The 17,055-nt window shown below is 68.0% G+C and carries 17 protein-coding genes and 1 riboswitch; of the genes, 11 read left to right on the top strand and 6 right to left on the bottom strand.

All coding sequences use genetic code 11. The features are described 5' to 3' along the window. Positions 1–292: 292 nt before the first annotated feature. From FOE78_RS10570 to FOE78_RS10590, 5 genes are all read left to right on the top strand, one after another. Positions 293–553: a YlxR family protein gene (locus FOE78_RS10570; protein ID WP_210414918.1), complete on the top strand. Its 261-nt coding sequence runs from the start codon at positions 293–295 to the stop codon at positions 551–553. Positions 554–822: 269 nt separating this feature from the next. Next, a complete protein-coding gene (infB, locus tag FOE78_RS10575) occupies positions 823–3,912 on the top strand; it encodes a translation initiation factor IF-2 (protein ID WP_143986251.1) in 3,090 nt (1,029 codons plus the stop codon). A 112-nt stretch (positions 3,913–4,024) separates the two neighbouring features. After that, positions 4,025–4,462 (top strand): 30S ribosome-binding factor RbfA, encoded by a 438-nt coding sequence (rbfA, locus tag FOE78_RS10580; RefSeq protein ID WP_143986252.1) that lies wholly within the window; start codon positions 4,025–4,027, stop codon positions 4,460–4,462. After that, positions 4,452–5,387 carry a tRNA pseudouridine(55) synthase TruB gene (gene truB, locus FOE78_RS10585; protein WP_143986253.1) on the top strand — a complete coding sequence of 312 codons (936 nt, stop codon included), beginning with the start codon at positions 4,452–4,454 and terminating at the stop codon, positions 5,385–5,387. The genes rbfA and truB overlap by 11 nt, the downstream gene beginning before the upstream one ends. Positions 5,388–5,412: 25 nt before the next feature. Then, positions 5,413–6,327: a bifunctional riboflavin kinase/FAD synthetase gene (locus FOE78_RS10590; protein WP_143986254.1), complete on the top strand. Its 915-nt coding sequence runs from the start codon at positions 5,413–5,415 to the stop codon at positions 6,325–6,327. A 24-nt stretch (positions 6,328–6,351) separates the two neighbouring features. Here FOE78_RS10590 and FOE78_RS10595 read toward each other — a convergent pair whose 3' ends face one another. Together FOE78_RS10595 and FOE78_RS10600 are read right to left on the bottom strand one after the other, a co-directional pair. Continuing rightward, the gene (locus tag FOE78_RS10595) at positions 6,352–6,882 is read right to left on the bottom strand and encodes a DUF2127 domain-containing protein (protein ID WP_143986255.1); all 531 of its coding nucleotides are present in this window, start codon (positions 6,880–6,882) and stop codon (positions 6,352–6,354) included. A gap of 59 nt (positions 6,883–6,941) precedes the next feature. Then, complete coding sequence (locus FOE78_RS10600) at positions 6,942–7,880, bottom strand: 1-phosphofructokinase family hexose kinase (protein WP_168207466.1); 939 nt, start codon at positions 7,878–7,880, stop codon at positions 6,942–6,944. Between the two features lie 104 nt (positions 7,881–7,984). Then, positions 7,985–8,087: riboswitch (SAM riboswitch) on the top strand. A gap of 74 nt (positions 8,088–8,161) precedes the next feature. Between FOE78_RS10600 and FOE78_RS10605 the strand changes: the two genes are divergently transcribed. From FOE78_RS10605 to FOE78_RS10615, 3 genes are all read left to right on the top strand, one after another. Further along, positions 8,162–8,962 (top strand): ABC transporter permease, encoded by an 801-nt coding sequence (locus tag FOE78_RS10605; RefSeq protein ID WP_210414919.1) that lies wholly within the window; start codon positions 8,162–8,164, stop codon positions 8,960–8,962. A gap of 79 nt (positions 8,963–9,041) precedes the next feature. Beyond that, a complete protein-coding gene (locus FOE78_RS23590; RefSeq protein ID WP_168207278.1) occupies positions 9,042–9,338 on the top strand; it encodes a hypothetical protein in 297 nt (98 codons plus the stop codon). A 177-nt stretch (positions 9,339–9,515) separates the two neighbouring features. Next, entirely contained in the window at positions 9,516–10,262 is a 747-nt protein-coding gene (locus FOE78_RS10615; RefSeq protein WP_228266147.1) for an SDR family NAD(P)-dependent oxidoreductase, read from the top strand. A 75-nt stretch (positions 10,263–10,337) separates the two neighbouring features. Here the strand turns inward: FOE78_RS10615 and FOE78_RS23595 are convergent, their stop codons facing one another. Next, positions 10,338–10,493, bottom strand: a complete 156-nt coding sequence (locus FOE78_RS23595; RefSeq protein WP_168207467.1) for a DUF6131 family protein — start codon at positions 10,491–10,493, stop codon at positions 10,338–10,340. Between the two features lie 272 nt (positions 10,494–10,765). Between FOE78_RS23595 and rpsO the strand changes: the two genes are divergently transcribed. The 3 genes from rpsO (at position 10,766) to FOE78_RS10630 (ending at position 15,015) form a co-directional block, all read left to right on the top strand. Beyond that, complete coding sequence (gene rpsO / locus FOE78_RS10620; RefSeq protein WP_266095033.1) at positions 10,766–11,029, top strand: 30S ribosomal protein S15; 264 nt, start codon at positions 10,766–10,768, stop codon at positions 11,027–11,029. Positions 11,030–11,464: 435 nt separating this feature from the next. Next, a complete protein-coding gene (locus FOE78_RS10625) occupies positions 11,465–13,684 on the top strand; it encodes a polyribonucleotide nucleotidyltransferase (RefSeq protein WP_143986258.1) in 2,220 nt (739 codons plus the stop codon). Between the two features lie 38 nt (positions 13,685–13,722). After that, complete coding sequence (locus FOE78_RS10630; protein ID WP_168207468.1) at positions 13,723–15,015, top strand: M16 family metallopeptidase; 1,293 nt, start codon at positions 13,723–13,725, stop codon at positions 15,013–15,015. A 19-nt stretch (positions 15,016–15,034) separates the two neighbouring features. Here the strand turns inward: FOE78_RS10630 and FOE78_RS10635 are convergent, their stop codons facing one another. From FOE78_RS10635 to FOE78_RS10645, 3 genes are all read right to left on the bottom strand, one after another. After that, positions 15,035–15,988, bottom strand: a complete 954-nt coding sequence (locus FOE78_RS10635) for a hypothetical protein (protein WP_143986260.1) — start codon at positions 15,986–15,988, stop codon at positions 15,035–15,037. An 82-nt stretch (positions 15,989–16,070) separates the two neighbouring features. Further along, entirely contained in the window at positions 16,071–16,430 is a 360-nt protein-coding gene (locus FOE78_RS10640) for a PadR family transcriptional regulator (protein WP_228266148.1), read from the bottom strand. A gap of 24 nt (positions 16,431–16,454) precedes the next feature. Continuing rightward, positions 16,455–16,838, bottom strand: coding sequence for a VOC family protein (locus FOE78_RS10645; RefSeq protein WP_143986261.1), 384 nt, complete (start codon positions 16,836–16,838; stop codon positions 16,455–16,457). Positions 16,839–17,055: the final 217 nt, after the last annotated feature.

The following is a 17,055-nucleotide window of genomic DNA, read 5'->3' on the forward strand; positions in this document are numbered from 1 at the left end:
ACCCGATATCGCCGAGCCCGGACACAGCCGCGCGCAAAATCCTCTCCCGCACCCGATATCGCCGGGCCCGACCTCAGCCGCGCGCAAAATCCTCTCCCGCACCCGGTATTTCGCGAGCGCGGGTCGGTTTGGCGCGCGGCTGTGAGCTGACTGGCACCCGGATACCGCCGGGCTCGGACACAGCCGCGCGCAACAACGACCGCCGCACCCGGTATTTCGCGAGCGCGGGTCGGTTTGGCGCGCGGCTGAGGTCGGGGCCGCGGGTTGGCCGGAGGTCGTAGGATTGCCGCTCGTGGAACCGGTCCGGACCTGTGTGGGGTGTCGTGGCCGGGAGAACAAATCCGACCTGATTCGCCTGGTCCGTTCCGGCGAGGCGATCGTGGTCGACGTACGACAGTCCCGACCAGGTCGCGGGGTGTATCTGCATCCGCGGCCGCAGTGTTGGGAGCAGGCATTTCGCCGACGGGCTCTGGCTCGCGGACTGCAGGCCGGCAACGTCGATCAAGATCGCCTGCGTACGGAGCTGGCCGAGTTGATCATCGACCCGAGTTGATCTTCGGTGGGGCCCCGCTTAGGTGATTCGGGCCGGTTGGCATAGAGTTCTCAGTTGAATCGTCCGCTCCGGCAATGCCTGAGCGCTGTCGCCGGGCGGACTGACGCATGCCTGGCCGTGACCGCGGCCGGGTCTGGAACCAGAAGGTGGGCTAGAAGCTCATGACCACTCGATGAGTACCGCTCAATGAGCAACAACAACTAACTGGTCCAAGAACACTGCCCGCGTCTGCGGCCGGTGACCAGGCTTGGACCGCACGAGGGAGAGTAGTGGCAAAGGTCCGAGTCTACGAGCTCGCTAAGGAGCTCGGAGTCACCAGCAAGGACGTCCTGAACACGTTGAAAGACATGGGCGAATTCGTCCGGTCGGCGTCGTCGACCGTCGAGGCACCCGTGGAGCGCCGGCTGAAGGAACGGCTGGCGAACGAACCGATCGGCAAGAAGGGCGCCAAGAAGGCCGCCCCGAAGAAGGCTGCACCGGTCCCGTCGGCACCGGCCTCTGCGCCGGCCCCGACGGCGAGTACGACCAACGGCGCGAGCACGACCAACCCGGAGACCCGCGACGCCGAGGTGAAGGCCGAGTCGGCCCAGCCCGGCCCGACGGCAACTCCGAGGGCCGAGCGGCCGGTCGCCGAACCGACCGACCGAACCGTCGACAGCCCGGCCACGGGCCCCCAGGATCGGGCGCCCGAGGATCGGGCGTCCCAGGATCAGGCACAGCGTCCGTCGGCCGCCCCTGGCGCAGCCACCCCGCGCCCGGCCACGCCCGGCCCGCGTCCGGGTCCGGCGGCCCGGCCCGGCGAGAGCCGGGCAGCCGGCCGTCCGGGGCCGCGACCGGCCGACGGCCGAGCAGGCCAGCGTCCGTCCGACGGCCGGCCCGGGCAGCGTCCCGGTGACGGGCGACCCGGACAGCGTCCGGGCGATACTCGTCCCGGCGACGCACGACCCGGCCCGCGTTCGGACGCACGACCCGGATCGGCGCGCGACGGCGGCGGTCAGTCGCGTCCGCGTCCGGGTGCCACCGGCGGTCTGCCGTCCGGCGCCCCCGGTCCGCGCCCGCGTCCGTCCGGCGCTCGTCCGGGTGGTCCGCGGCCGGGCAACAATCCGTTCTCGTCCTCCCAGGGGATGGGTACGTCGGCACGTTCGCCGCGGCCCGAGGGTGGACGTCCGGGCATCCCGCGTCCGCCGGCCGGTCGTGGCGCCGGCCCCGGTGCGGGTGGTCCCCGTCCGGGTGGCGGCAGCGGTATGCCGCGGCCGAACCCGGCGATGATGCCCCGGCAGAGCAACAGTCAACTCGGCGGTCAGGCCGGCCCCCGTGGCCGTGGTGGCCCCGGCGCCGGTCGCGGTCGTGGCGGTCCCGCCGGTGGTCGTGGTCCGGGCGGAGCCGCGGGTGGCCCACCGGCCGGTCGCGGTGGCCGTGGCGGTCGCGGTGGAACCCAGGGCGCCTTCGGCCGTCCGGGCGGTCCGTCGCGGCGTGGTCGCAAGTCCAAGAAGCAGCGGCGTCAAGAGTTCAATGAGATGGAGGCGCCGTCGATCGGCGGCGTCCGCGTCAAGCAGGGTGACGGCCAGAAGGTCCGGCTCGCCCGTGGCGCCTCGTTGACCGACCTGGCGGAGAAGATCGGCGTCGATCCGGCAGCCCTCGTACAGGTGCTGTTCCACCTCGGCGAGATGGTCACCGCGACGCAGTCGGTCGCCGACGAAACGCTGCAGGTGCTGGGTGCCGAGCTCAACTACGACATCGAGGTGGTCTCGCCCGAGGACGAGGACCGCGAGCTGTTGGAGAGCTTCGACATCGAGTTCGGCGAGAACGAGGGTGGCGAGGAAGAACTCGCGGCGCGGCCGCCGGTGGTCACCGTGATGGGTCACGTCGACCATGGCAAGACCAAGCTGTTGGACGCGTTGCGCAAGAGCAACGTGGCCGGCGGCGAGGCCGGCGGCATCACCCAGAGCATCGGTGCCTACCAGGTCGCGACCGAGGTCGATGATCAGGAACGCAAGATCACCTTCATCGACACGCCGGGCCACGAGGCGTTCACCGCCATGCGTGCCCGCGGTGCCAAGTCGACCGACATCGCCGTGCTGGTGGTGGCTGCCGACGACGGTGTGATGCCGCAGACGATCGAGGCCCTGAACCACGCCCAGGCAGCCGACCTGCCGATCGTGGTCGCGGTGAACAAGATCGACAAGGAAGGCGCCGATCCGACCAAGGTCCGCGGTCAGCTGACCGAGTACGGCCTGGTGCCCGAGGAGTACGGCGGCGACACCATCTTCGTCGACGTCTCCGCGATCACCGGTGTCGGTCTGGACGAACTGCTGGAGGCGATCGTGCTGACCGCCGACGCGGCGCTCGACCTGCGGGCCAATCCGGAGATGGATGCCCAGGGTGTGGCCATCGAGGCGCATCTGGACAAGGGCCGTGGTCCGGTGGCCACCGTGCTGGTCCAGCGCGGCACCCTGCATGTCGGCGACTCGATCGTGGCCGGTCCGGCTCACGGCCGGGTCAGGGCGTTGCTCAACGACAGCGGAGAGAACGTCACCGAAGCTCCGCCGTCGATGCCGGTGCAGGTGCTCGGCCTGACCGCCGTACCGGGAGCGGGCGACAGCTTCATCGTCGTCGACGACGACCGGACGGCACGGCAGATCGCCGACAAGCGCGAAGCCCGGGCCCGGATGGCCGCACAGGCAGCCGGTGCTCGCCGGAAGACCCTGGATCAGCTCTTCGAGCAGTTGGAGAAGGGCGAGACCCAGGAGCTGCTGTTGATCTTGAAGGGCGACAGCTCCGGTTCGGTCGAGGCGCTGGAGGACGCGCTGAGCAAGATCGACGTCGGCGACGAGGTGTCGCTGCGGGTGATCGACCGCGGTGTCGGTGCCATCACCGAGACCAACGTCAGCCTGGCCGCCGCGTCCAACGCGGTGATCATCGGCTACAACGTGCGGGCTCAGGGCAAGGCCACCGAGATGGCCGATCGTCAGGGTGTTGACATCCGGTACTACTCGGTGATCTACGCCGCGATCGACGAGATCGAGGCCGCGCTGAAGGGCATGCTGAAGCCGATCTACGAAGAGGTCCAGCTCGGTACGGCGGAGATCCGCGAGATCTTCCGTTCGTCGCGGGCGGGCGTCATCGCCGGCTGTATGGTCACCAGCGGCCTGATGCGGCGCAACGCCAAGGCGAGGTTGCTGCGCGACGGTGTGGTGATTGTCGAGGAGACCTCGATCAACTCGCTGCGCCGGGAGAAGGACGACGCCACCGAGGTCCGCGAGGGCTACGAGTGTGGTCTGACTCTGGGCAACTTCTCCGACATCAAGATCGGCGACGTCGTCGAAACGTACGAGATGAAGGAAAAGCCGCGCGACTGAGTGCGGTTCTGAAAGAGCTCCCGACGCCGACCCGTCTGCCCGGCGGGTCGGCGTCCGGGGCTCCCGCTCGCGGCAAATCCGGCCGCTGCGGTTTCGGCCGCCGGAGAGGAAGATGATCATGCCATCGGCACGGGTTTTGAAGTTGGCCGACCAGATCAAGGTGATCGTGGCGGAGATGCTGGAGCGGCGGGTGAAGGATCCGCGGCTCGGGTTCGTCACCATCACCGATGTCCGGCTGACCGGGGACACCCGGGACGCGACGGTGTTCTACACGGTCTTCGGTGAGGACGCCGACTGGAGCGGTACGGCGGCGGCACTGCAGTCGGCGACCGGGCTGATCCGATCGCAGGTCGGCAAGCAGCTCGGACTGCGGTTCACCCCCACGCTGACCTTCGTGGCCGACGCCGTACCTGAGTCGGCGCGGCAGATCGACGAGTTGATCGCCGCGGCCAAGGCCAGCGACGACGAGGTGGCCAAACGCGCCGCCGGCGCCGAGTATGCGGGGGAGTCCGACCCGTACAAGCGTCCCGACGAGGACGATGAGTCCTGACCCGACGTCCGCGGCGCCGTCCGGCGTCGTGATCGCCGACAAGCCGGTCGGACTCACCTCGCATCAGGTGGTCGGCCGGCTGCGACGGCTCGCGCACACCCGCAAGGTGGGCCATGCGGGCACTCTGGATCCGATGGCCACCGGAGTGCTGGTGATCGGGATCGAGCGAGCGACCAGGCTGCTCGGCCACTTGGCGCTGACCGAGAAGGAATACCTGGCCACCATCCGGCTCGGCGTCGCGACCGTCACCGACGACGCCGAGGGCGACGTCACCGAGCGACGCGGCGCGGCCGAGCTGGACGAGCAACAGCTCACCGCGGCCATGCGGCGGCTGACCGGTACGATCGACCAGGTCCCGTCGTCGGTGTCGGCGATCAAGATCAACGGCGTTCGTTCCTATGCCCGGGTCCGCGCCGGTGATCAGGTCGAACTGGCCGCACGGCCGGTGACCGTCTCGGCCTTCGATCTCTTGCAGCGCAGGGATGTCGAGGTCGACGGGCTGCCTGTTGTTGATCTTGACGTCCGGGTCGGCTGCTCGTCCGGCACCTACATCCGGGCACTGGCTCGTGATCTTGGTACGAGGCTGGGCACCGGCGGTCATCTGACGAGCCTGCGGCGGACCAAGGTCGGGACCTTCGGTGTCGAGGAGGCCCGCACCCTGGAGCAACTGGAAGATGATCTTGGTCTGCTCGATCTGGAGACCGTCGCCCGCCGGACCTTTCCGACGCTGGAGCTGGACGAGCAACAGGCAGCGTGGGTGCGCAACGGTCGTCGGTTGCCCGGGTTGGACCTGCCGGGAGAGCCGACCGCGGTCTTCTCGCCCGCGGGAGAATTTCTGGCGCTGTATCGGCCGTCCGGCCAGGACGCCGTGGCCGAGGCGGTCTTCGCCCTCGCGGCGTCGGCCGGCGAGGGGCCGCGTGATTAACTGTGTGTCGGTCTAGGGAGGGTCAATGAGTGCTGCTCGGGTGGTCGTGATCGGCAACTTCGACGGCGTACACCGCGGGCATCAGAAGCTGATCGCGGGTGCACGCCGCGCGGCCGGCGCGGACGGCACCGTGATCGCGGTGACGTTCTGGCCGCATCCGATGTCGGTGATCCGCCCGGACCGGATGCCACTGCTGCTGACCGAGCTGGACGAGAGGAAGCGGCTGCTCAGCGCCGCCGGGGTGGACGAGGTGGTCGTGGTCGGTTTCACCGACCAGGTGGCCAGCTGGCCGCCGGAACGGTTCGTCGACGAGGTGCTCCGGCCGCTGCAGCCGACGGTGATCATGGTCGGCGAGAACTTCCGCTTCGGCTTCCGGGCCGCCGGCGACGTCGAGTTGCTGACCAAGCTCGGTCGCGAAGGCGACGGCTCGGGTTTCGAGGTCGATCCGGTCTCGCTGCTGCTGGCCGGCGATCTGCCCGACTCCTCGACCCGGGTCCGGGCCGCGATCGCCGAGGGCGACGTCGATCTCGCCGCCGAGTTGTTGAATCGGCCGTTCCGGGTCCGCGGCGAGGTGATCAAGGGCGCGCAACGCGGCCGGGAGATGGGATTCCCGACCGCGAACGTGCCGGTGCCGCGGGGTTTGGCGGTGCCCGCCGACGGGGTGTACGCAGGTTGGTTGAGCAGGCTCGACCAACCGGACGCCGAACCGTGGCCGGCCGCGATCTCGGTCGGCAGCAACCCGACCTTCGTCGGCGAGAACCGTCGGGTGGAGTCGTACGTGCTGGACCGGACCGATCTGGATCTGTACGGGGTCGAGGTCGCGGTCGACTTCGAGCACCGGCTGCGCGGGCAGATCAAGTACTCCGGAATGGCGGCGTTGATCGACCAGATGCACCTGGATGTGGACCGGGCAAGGAGCTTGCTGGACGGACGGCACTAGGAGAGGTCGGATCCACGCACTTCCTCAGCGGGTGTGCGCGTGATCGGCATCGTCGCTCGGGACGGGCGTCTCGGCCGCCCGCCGTCGCCGGATGATCTTGTACTCCCGCCAGGTGAGCAGCACGATCACGGCATCGAAGATCGTCAACAGCACCAGGCTGATCCGCGGGTCGACGACGATCTGGTAGAGCTGGTAGCAGATGAAGGCGATCAGGGTGATGATCATCCACGGGAACGCCCAGAGTTGATTGCGCAGGATCGCCACCACCAGCACGACCTTCACCAATCCGTGCGCCAGCAGGTAGAGGGACACGAACAGCAGGTCGTCGGCGGACAGCCGATGCGCCGCCGCCACCAGGTGGGTGGCGATGAAATCGGTGGGATCCTCGGCCAGCTCGCCGCGGGTGAGAATGACCACCCAGTGGCTGATCGTCGCCGGCCGCACCAGCAGCAGGAAGGTGCCGGCGATCAGTTCGCCGGCCCCGTCCAGGCCCTTGAGCACGATGCCGAGCTCGAACACCCGGTCGAACCAGTTGCGAGGGTGGAACCGTGCCATCGTCGTCGCCTCCCTCGCCCGGTCCGTCCGAGGCCCAACATATTCGCCCGGGCGACGGATCAGCTGAGACGACTGAGGACCGTCCGGTCGGCGATCTGCCGAGCGGTCCGGCGGTCCAGCAGTCCGGGGCCCGGAATCAGCGCGTTGGCCGCGCCACAGCCGGTGGCCAGTCGCAACGCGTCGGCCGGATCGGCGCCGCGATCGGTGGCGGCCAGCCAGCCGCCGAGGAACGAGTCGCCGCTGCCGACCGGATAGTGCCCGGACACGTCGGCCGGCAGTTCGGCTCGTACGGTGCCGGCCTCCACCGAGCAGAACACAGCACCGGCTCGGCCGTCGGTGATGATCACCGAACCGCCGGTACGCGCGGAGATGATCTTGGCCAGCTCGGCCACCTCGGCCCGGTCCGGATCGCGGCCGAGCAGCTCCGCGGCCTCGTACCGATTGACCTTGATCAACTGCGGCCGGGCTTCCAGTACGCCGGCCAACGCCGGTCCGTGACTGTCGATCGCCACCTCCAGACCGGCGTCGATCGCCAGCCGGGTCAGCGCGGCCAACGCGTCGGCCGGCGGCCCGTCGGGCACGCTGCCGTTGATCGCCAGCCAGCCGTCGGCAGCCGACAACTCCTCGGCGAAGACCCGACGAAACTCCTGCCAGGCAGCGTCCGGGATCGCGGGCGCGTACGGATAGAGCTCGGTCAGTTCGTGACCGGCAGCGGAGCCGATGGACACGCAGGTCCGGGTCTCGGTCGGCGAGTCGACCCGGCGGACGCCGATGCCCTCGCGGCGCAGCTCGGACTCCAGGAAATCGCCGGTGCTGCCGCCCAGCAGGGCGATCGTCTGCACCGGCGCACCGACCGCGGTCGCGGCCCGGGCCAGATTGAGGGACTTGCCACCGGCGACCCGATGCACCTCCGTCGGCCGATGGATCTCACCGAGCCGGAGCTGATCGACGACGTAGGTGATGTCCAGCGACGGGCTGAGCGCGGCGACCGTGATCACGGCGCCGAGCCTATCGGCGTGGTCGTTCTGCGGCCGAACCTCGATCCCGGCTGGCGGACATTCTTTTGACGGCCAGAGCCATAGGACCCTAATATTTGCGGCTGGGTCATGAGCGTCAGCGAAAAGCCCTGGCATTGCTGACCGGCAACCCCGCACGCGGTGGGTGCCCCAGGTGAAGACCCGGCCATCAGTTGGCAAGCGCACGGGGGTCGTGGCCGACCCCGGTAAAGGGGTAGTCCGATTCTCAAGCTCATCCGCGACGTGTCGTCGGCTGGCTGCTGATGATCATCATCGCCACGAATGCGACCTACTTCCTGGCCAGTCTCTTCCTCGATCCCCGGTCGAGCTATCGGGAGACCCGGCCGGTGCCGCCGGAGGAGCAGATCGACAACGCGTTGGCCCACTACAACCTGGATCCGCGCGAACCGGTGATCGTTCGCTGGTGGCATTGGCTGACCGACATCGTCCTGCACTGGAACTGGGGGCAGTCGCCGACCGGCGGCTCGGTGAACGCCGAGGTCGGCTACCGGATCCTGGTCTCCGGGCAGCTGGTGCTGCTGGCGACCGTGCTGTCGGTGGTGGTCGGTGTCGGACTCGGCGTGATCAGTGCGCTGCTGCAGTACCAGATCACCGACCGGGTGCTGCAGGCGATCTCGATCATCCTGTTCAACATGCCGACGGTGGTCGCGGCGCTGCTGCTGGTGTTCGGCGCGATCAAGATCAACGACGCGATCGGCTTCCGGCTGTTCTTCGTCACCGACTCCAGTTCGCCGGACGTGTCCGGGCTGTTCCCGACCATCGTCGACCGGCTCGCCCACCTCGTGCTGCCGACGATTTCGCTGACCCTGTTGGGATATGTCGGCTATCGCCTGACCCAACGGGCGCTGTTGCTGGACACCATCAACGCCGACTTCGTCCGCACCGCGCTGACCCACGCGCAGGCCGTACGACGACACGCCCTGCGTGCCTCGCTGATCCCGACCGCGACCTCGGTCGCGTTCAGCATCCCGGCGATCTTCACCGGCGCCGTGCTGACCGAGAGCATCTTCGGCTGGCACGGGATGGGGGGTACTTCTCGCTGACGTTGAGCAAGAACGACGTCCACGGGGTCGTCGCGGTCGCCGCCTTCGGTGCGCTGATGACGGCGATCGGGCCCGTTCGATGGACCCGTACGGCTCCTTCGGCCTGTCCGGCTTCTACGGCAGCAAGACCGAGAGCAACATCACCGGCGTCGGCAGCCCGGAGATCGACCGGGAGATCGCCCGGGTGAACGGCATCGCCGATCCGAAGGAGCAGGTCGAGCAGGCCAACCAGGTCGAGCAGAAGGCACTGGCGCTGTACGGTCTGCTGCCGCTGTTCAGCGGGCCGTCCACGTACGCGGTGAAGAAGGATCTGGCCAACATCGGCGCCACCATCTTCTTCAACCCACTGCCGGAGACCATCGGCTACCAGAAGTAGCACGGTTGATCATGACCCGTTGACCGCCGGGCACCCCAACAGCCGCACCACTTGCAGCGTCCCGCACCGGCTGCAGCCGGTGCGGCACGCTGCAAGTGGTGCGGCTGTCGTGTCCGGGCCGTAAGCTCAGCCGGGTGAGCAGCTGATCCTCGACCGAGCCCAGGAAGGTACGTGATCATGAGGACTGCAGTGGTGACCGGTGGGGGCACCGGGATCGGCCGGGCGATCGCCAAGCGGCTGTCCGCGGACGGCACCCGGGTGATCATCGTCGGGCGGCGCAAGGACGTGCTGGCCGACGCCGCCGCGGAGATCAACAAGAGCCACGGTGACGAACTGGTCGAGTATCGCGCCGCCGATCTGGCCGACCCGGACCAGGTGGACGAGTTGGCGGGGGTGATCACTGCCGAGTGCGGTGTGGATTTCTTGATCAACAACGCCGGCGGCGACGTCGGATTCGGGCACCGCACCGAGACGCTGTCCGATCTGGCGGACAAGTACCGCACCGACTTCACCGCGAACCTGATCACTACCATGCTGATCACCGAGGCGCTGTTGCCGGCGATCACCCGGCCCGGCGGCCGGATCGTGATGATCACCTCGGGCGCCGGTCTGCGCGGCTCCGGCTCGTACGGGGTGGCCAAGGCCGCGGTGCACGGCTACATGTGGGATCTGACCAACCGGCTGGCCGCCCAGCAGGTGACCGCGAACGCGATCGCACCCAGCTTCGTACCCGACACCGAGTTCTGGGACGGCAGACGCGACCCGGCGGATGCCGCGACCCGGGTCTCGCGGATCCCGATGAACCGACCGGGCACGCCGTCGGAGGTGGCCGAAGCCGTCGCCTATCTCTGCAACGCCGAAGCAGGTTGGACCACCGGCCAGATCCTGCAACTCAACGGCGGCGCCCTGCTCGGCCACGGCTGACGAGACCCGAGCGTGGCCCGCGCTGTCACGAGCGCGGGCCACATGACGGCGTCGGTCGGGGACGGGCGCTGGATACTAGAAGTAGTACTTGCGCGGCCCGATCTGGCGGCCCAGCGCACCGAAGATCCAGAGCACGGCTCCGATGACGATCAGGATGATGCCGATCGTCCACAGGATCGAGATGCTGAAGATCAATCCCAGCACCAACAAGATCACACCGAGAATAATCACGACGATTCCTCCTCCTGCATGCCCCCGACGGCTGTCTCGATCTGGCCGGACTTGATCTGGGAAGTACCCCGTGCCCGGCATCGATAACGACCGCGATGGACCCGAACCCTGTTCGCCGCGATTCGCTCCCGACAGGTCTGCACTGGTAGTGTCGTGGCTGCCGTCAGAACGGCCGCGGAAGCCGAAGAGCCCCCGATCACACCACGTGAGCACTGCAGACGCAGTTTCCGGGAGCGCCGCGCAACGGGAAACCGAAGGGAGAGCTAGTGTCGATCGACGCTGCGGAGAAGAAGAAGATCATCGATGAGTACGCGACCAGCGAAGGTGACACGGGTTCCCCCGAGGTCCAGGTCGCGCTGCTGAGCCGCCGGATCGCCCACCTGACCGAGCATCTCAAGGAGCACAAGCACGACCACCACAGTCGTCGTGGCCTGATGCTCCTGGTCGGTCAGCGCCGCCGGTTGCTCAACTACATCGCCAAGAACGACATCGAGCGCTACCGGTCGCTGATCGAGCGCCTCGGCCTGCGTCGCTGACGCACCAGAGCGGTCCTCCTCGGGGGCCGCTCTTCTCATACCTCCGACGTGTCAGTCGGTGGTTTGGCCCTTGCCACACCAGCGACTGACAACTCGGGTAGCACAAGTGAATAATCACCACAGGATTGCATCCCACGCTGTGCTCGACTGAGCGTTCTCGGTCCTCGGTAGTGGTTTTCGGGACTCCTACGAGCCCCGCGGACCTCGATCGAAGACCGGTCTCCACGCCAGTCGCGGGCGTCGCACCGATCGGCCGTACGACCCGTCCGGGTTGGCGCCTCAGGATCAGTGCCCGATGCGCCATGAGCCCCAGCCACCGCTGTTGCGGCCAACGGCCGGGAGTGTGGGTGCAATCGCACCACTGCGTTTCCTCGAGCGCGAGGAAGCCACGCGACGTTCCCTCCGGACGAGGGAACAAGTAAGAGGAGGGATCCCGTGGAGGGACCAGGTATCAAGTCCGCAGAGGCCGTGATCGACAACGGCGCACTCGGCAAGCACGTCATTCGGTTCGAGTCCGGGCTGCTGGCTCAGCAGGCCGCCGGCTCCGCCGCCGTCTACATCGACGACGACACCATGCTGTTGTCGGCAACCACCGCGCAGTCCAAGCCGCGCGACGCGATCGACTTCTTCCCGCTGACCGTCGACGTCGAGGAGAAGATGTACGCCGCGGGCCGGATCCCCGGCTCGTTCTTCCGTCGGGAGGGTCGCCCGTCCGAGTCGGCCATCCTGACCTGCCGGCTGATCGACCGCCCGCTGCGCCCGCTCTTCGTCAAGGGCTTGCGCAACGAGGTCCAGGTCGTCATCACCGTGCTGGCGCTCAACCCCGACAAGCTGTACGACGTGGTCGCGATCAACGCGGCCTCGATGTCCACCCAGCTGGCCGGGCTGCCGTTCTCCGGCCCGGTGGCCGGTGTCCGCGTCGCCCTGATCGGCGATCAGTGGGTCGGCTTCCCGGACAACTCGCAGCTGGAGGACGCCTCCTTCGACATGGTCGTGGCCGGCCGGGTGTTGCCCGACGGCGACGTCGCCATCGCGATGGTCGAGGCCGAGTCCACCGAGCAGACCTGGGAGCTGGTCCGCGGCGGCAAGACCGCGCCGACCGAGGAGATCGTGGCCGGTGGCCTGGATGCGGCCAAGCCGTTCATCAAGGCGCTCTGCGACGCCCAGGCCGAGCTGGCCGCGCAGTTCCCCAAGGAGACCGCGCAGTTCCCGATCTTCAAGGACTACGAGGACGACGTGTTCGCCGCGGTCCAGGCCGAGGCCGGCGACGAGTTGGACCGGATCACCCAGATCGCCGGCAAGCACGCCCGCAACGACGCCATCAGCCAGTACAAGGCGATCGTGAAGGACAAGCTTGCGGTGCAGTTCGAGGGCCGGGACAAGGAGATCTCCGGCGCCTTCAGCGCGCTGACCAAGAAGATCGTCCGGCAGCGGGTGCTGCGGGACAAGGTCCGCATCGACGGCCGTGGGCTGGTCGACATCCGGACGCTGTCGGCCGAGGTCGGTGTGGTTCCGCGGGTGCACGGTTCGGCGCTGTTCCAGCGCGGTGAGACCCAGATCCTGGGCATCTCCACGCTGAACATGCTGGGCATGGAGCAGAAGCTCGACAACCTCGGGCCGGAGACCACCAAGCGCTACATGCACAACTACAACATGCCGCCGTACTCGACCGGTGAGACCGGCCGGGTCGGTTCGCCGAAGCGGCGCGAGGTCGGCCACGGTGCCCTGGCCGAGCGGGCGTTGGTGCCGGTGCTGCCGAACCGGGAGGAATTCCCGTACGCGATCCGTCAGGTGTCCGAGGCGCTCGGCTCCAACGGCTCCACCTCGATGGGCTCGGTCTGCGCCTCCACCCTGGCGCTGCTGAACGCCGGTGTGCCGCTGCGCGCCCCGGTCGCCGGCATCGCGATGGGCCTGATGAGCGAAGAGGTCGACGGCCAGACCCACTACGTCACCTTGACCGACATCCTCGGCGACGAGGACGCGATGGGCGACATGGACTTCAAGGTCGCTGGCACCAGCGAGTTCATCACCGCGCTGCAGCTGGACACCAAGCTCGACGGCATCCCGGCCGACGTGCTGGCCGCCGCCCTGCGGCAGGCCAAGGACGCCCGGACCACCATCCTCGAGGTGATGGCCGAGGCGATCGACCAGCCCGACGAGATGAGCCTGTACGCACCACGGATCATCACCCTGAAGATCCCGGTGGACAAGATCGGCGAGGTCATCGGCCCGAAGGGCAAGGTGATCAATCAGATCCAGGACGACACCGGCGCCCAGATCACCATCGAGGACGACGGCACCATCTACGTCGGTGCCGAGGAGGGTTCGGCCGCCGAGGCCGCCCGTTCCATGATCAACGCGATCGCCAACCCGACCATGCCGGAGAAGGGCGAGCGTTACCTCGGTACGGTCGTCAAGATCACCAACTTCGGTGCGTTCGTTTCGTTGCTGCCCGGCAAGGACGGCCTGCTGCACATCAGCAAGCTGCGTCCGCTCGCCGGCGGCAAGCGGGTCGAGGCGGTCGAGGACGTGGTCAGCGTCGGTCAGAAGCTGCAGGTGGAGATCTCCGAGATCGACGACCGCGGCAAGCTGTCGCTGGTGCCGGTGATCGAGGAGGCCGAGGGCGAGAAGGAAGCCGAACCGGTCGACGCCTGATCACCCACGGACGCTCAGCAATGCCGCGTAGCGCACGCATGACGAAGGCCGTTCGGCCGTACCTCGGTGGACAAGTCCGCCGTACGGTGCTGCCGAGCGGCCTTCGCGTCGTCACCGAACGGATGCCGCACAGCCGCACCTTCAGCGTCGGCTTCTTCGTCGACGTCGGTTCGGTCCGCGAGTCGCCGAATCTCAACGGTGCTTCGCATTTCCTCGAACACGTGCTGTTCAAGGGCACCCGTCGACGGCGGCCGGAGGAGATCTCGGCGGCGATCGAATCGGTCGGCGGCGACATCAACGCCTACACCACCAAGGAACACACCTGCTTCTATGCGCGGGTGTTGGGCGACGACGCCGATCTTGCCGTCGACGTGCTGTCGGACATGATCACCTCCTCGCAGATCCTCAGTCGCGAGGTGCAGGCGGAGCGGACGGTGATCTTGGACGAGATCGCCATGCACGCCGACGATCCGGTCGAGGCGGTGCAGGAGTTGGTGACCTCGGCCCTGTTGCCGCAGCCAGGATTGGGATCCCCGGTGATCGGTACCGAGCAGAGCATCGCTGCGCTGTCGCGCGCGCAGATCGTCCGACACTGGCAGCGCAACTATCATCCGGGGTCGATCGTGGTGGCCGCCGCCGGCCAGGTCGACCACGATCATCTGGTGGACCTGCTCGACCGGCTCGGTGACTTCGGCCGTCCCGCACGTAGGCCACACGTCCCGCTTGTGAGTAGTGGGCCGGGGCTTGATCGACTGCCGTTGCTCAGCGATCGTCGGCCGTTCGAGCAGGCCACGGTGTCGTTGGCCTTTCCGGGGCCGAAGCTCTTCGACCAGGAACGGTTCCCGATCGGACTGCTCTCGGTGATCATCGGCGGCGGCATGTCGTCCCGGCTGTTCGTCGAGGTCCGCGAACGGCGGGGCCTGGCGTACGGGATCGAGGCGGGCGAGACCAGCTATTCGACCGGCGGGTTGTGGAGCGTGGACTGGCAGTCCTCACCGGACAAGGTCGAGGAGATCCTGATCTTGGTCCGTGCCGAGCTGGAACGGGTCGCCGAGCACGGAGTGACCGAGCAGGAATTGGAGCGGGCCAAGGGCCAACTGCGCGGGCAGACCGTTCTGTCGTACGAAGGTCCGCAGAGCCGGATGGCGCGGCTGGGCACCGCCGAGCTGACCGGCGACAATCGTACGGTGTCGCAGATCCTGGACACCTACGATCATGTGGACACGGCCGAGATCGGCCGCATCGCAGCCACCTTGCTGACCCGCCCTGCGGTCCTCGGCCTGGTCGGTCCGAAGCGCCCCACCAAGCGACTGGAGAAGTTGATCAACTGAGATTGTCGGGCGGGCCGGATCAGCGGGCGGGTGCCGGACGGCGGAGCAGGATCCGTCGCTGGGCGATCTTGATCACCGCGAGGTTGATCGCGAGGCAGAGCGCCGGCCAGACCCAAACGGTCAGGGGATTCGACTCGACCGTCACCGCACTGGCATGCAGGACGGTGACCACTTGCGCGCCGAGCATGATCAACAAGAGACCGCCGATCCGGTGGCGGCGAACCGCTGCGTACACGGCAGTTGTGATGGCGATCAGGATCACCGCTGCGATTACCGCATAGCTCACCAGGGCCGCGGTCAGCGACAGTGTGCCCGGTAGCGGCAGCCAGCCCGGAGTGCCGGTGATCACCGCCGACAGCACCAGACCCGTCCCGCCGAGAACGATCACGATCAGTCCCGCCAGGCGACGAAACAGTCGTGCGCGGCGGTCGCCGGGATCGAGCCCGGTCAGGCCGACGATGCCGAGAACGGCCAGCACGCCGGTGTAGGCGGCCGGCGGTTGGGGATAGGGCAGGAGACCGGTCGGCACGGTCATCCACAGCGCCAGGATCGTGGTGGCAAGCAGCGTGACCCGTGCCCACTGAATTCGACCGGAGACCAGGATCGCCATGGTCAGCATGAATCCGATGTCGATGCCGACACCGATGGTCAGGAACGGCCCGCTGATGAACATGACCTGATACGGCGGGACGGCCGGGCGGTGCAGCGCGCCCGACACCTCGCCGGCGAACATGATCATCGAGGCCGCAGTGGCGATGGTCAGGGCGATCAGGCCGGGAACCGCTCGCGCAGCGCCCGGCAGCCGACCCAGCAGTGGTGCTGCCGCCGTGTCCAGCCGCGCCATGATCGCCTGCAGCACAAGGTCTGTGCTGTCGGCCCAGCTGATTCGGCCGTCGCGGTCCCGGGCGCGCTCAACCAGGATCGCTCGGGCCTCCTCGCCGTGGCGGTTGCGCCAGGACCGCGGATACAGCATCAGCAGCAGCTGGTAGGTCGCCTCGGTCCGATCCAGCAGCGTCGTCCGCCCCCGACCTTGATCTGGCGCCGACGTGCCCGCCTCATGCCGACGCCTCGTTCGCGCGGAACCTGCGCAGTCCGGCCTCGGCTCGGGAGGCGTTGGCCCGCATCCGCTGCACCTCGGCCGCCAACCGCTCGACGCCGAGCGAGGTCAGCGCGTAGTACTGGCGCGCTCGACCGTCCACGACCTCCTCGCCGGCCCCACGGATGAGCCCGGCGTCGGCCAGCCGATCCAGAGTCGCGTACAAGCTGCCCGGTCGCAGCCGGACGGCTCCGTCCGACAGATCCTCGACCGACTTCATCACCGCGTAGCCGTGCTGGCGGCCGTCGGCCAGCGCGGTCAAGATCAGGAACGACGGCTCCCGCATTCCGTAGAACACCATGACCGGGACAATACTCACCTAAGGTGAGTATGGGAACAGTCGTCAGCCGGCCATCGCGATCGGAGTGCTGACCTCGACCGTTGTCCCGGCCGGATCGCGAGTAACGAAGCGACGTTGCCCGTACGGCTCGTCGCGCAGTTCGATGATCAGCTCCAGCCCGCGTCGGCCGGCCTCGGCGTACAGCTGGTCGACGTCGTCGACCACGACGTCGATCATCACACCCTGCGGCTGCCCGGCCAGGCCCGGCGGCACCAGGTCATGATCGGCGCGCCAGATCCCGATCTCGAGCAACGGCTCCTCCGAGGCCTGAAGGTCGATGAACCAGTCGCTGTCGAACACCGCCACGAACCCGAGGAAGTCGACATAGAACTGCTTCACCGCTTCGAGATCGTCGGCGGCGATGATCGGAAACGTCCTCTTGATCACGGTTCCTCCTTATCCAGGCTTAGCCAGGCTCAGGTCGCGATTCCCTGACGACGCTAGCGGTTCACGCCCGCCGTTGGTAGCCGGTGTCGCACGCGTGGCGCAGGCGCCGGTGCGAGGCAGGTGTGGCGCGGCGGTCCGGGGCCCGACGTCGTTCGGTAACCGGCGCTGCTATCCATCGGGTCGCGCGTGGCTGCCGAGCCGCTGCGCAGCACGGGGT

The organism is Microlunatus elymi, assembly GCF_007362775.1.
Taxonomy (GTDB): domain Bacteria; phylum Actinomycetota; class Actinomycetes; order Propionibacteriales; family Propionibacteriaceae; genus Microlunatus; species Microlunatus elymi.

Bases quoted from the DNA above. Each gene is read 5' to 3' on its own strand.
- rbfA (WP_143986252.1), top strand. From the start codon at position 4,025: ATGATCATGCCATCGGCACGGGTTTTGAAGTTGGCCGACCAGATCAAG.
- truB (WP_143986253.1), top strand. From the start codon at position 4,452: ATGAGTCCTGACCCGACGTCCGCGGCGCCGTCCGGCGTCGTGATCGCC.
- FOE78_RS10590 (WP_143986254.1), top strand. From the start codon at position 5,413: ATGAGTGCTGCTCGGGTGGTCGTGATCGGCAACTTCGACGGCGTACAC.
- FOE78_RS10595 (WP_143986255.1), bottom strand. From the start codon at position 6,882: ATGGCACGGTTCCACCCTCGCAACTGGTTCGACCGGGTGTTCGAGCTC.
- FOE78_RS10605 (WP_210414919.1), top strand. From the start codon at position 8,162: ATGATCATCATCGCCACGAATGCGACCTACTTCCTGGCCAGTCTCTTC.
- FOE78_RS23590 (WP_168207278.1), top strand. From the start codon at position 9,042: ATGGACCCGTACGGCTCCTTCGGCCTGTCCGGCTTCTACGGCAGCAAG.
- FOE78_RS10615 (WP_228266147.1), top strand. From the start codon at position 9,516: ATGAGGACTGCAGTGGTGACCGGTGGGGGCACCGGGATCGGCCGGGCG.
- FOE78_RS10630 (WP_168207468.1), top strand. From the start codon at position 13,723: ATGACGAAGGCCGTTCGGCCGTACCTCGGTGGACAAGTCCGCCGTACG.
- FOE78_RS10635 (WP_143986260.1), bottom strand. From the start codon at position 15,988: ATGCTGTATCCGCGGTCCTGGCGCAACCGCCACGGCGAGGAGGCCCGA.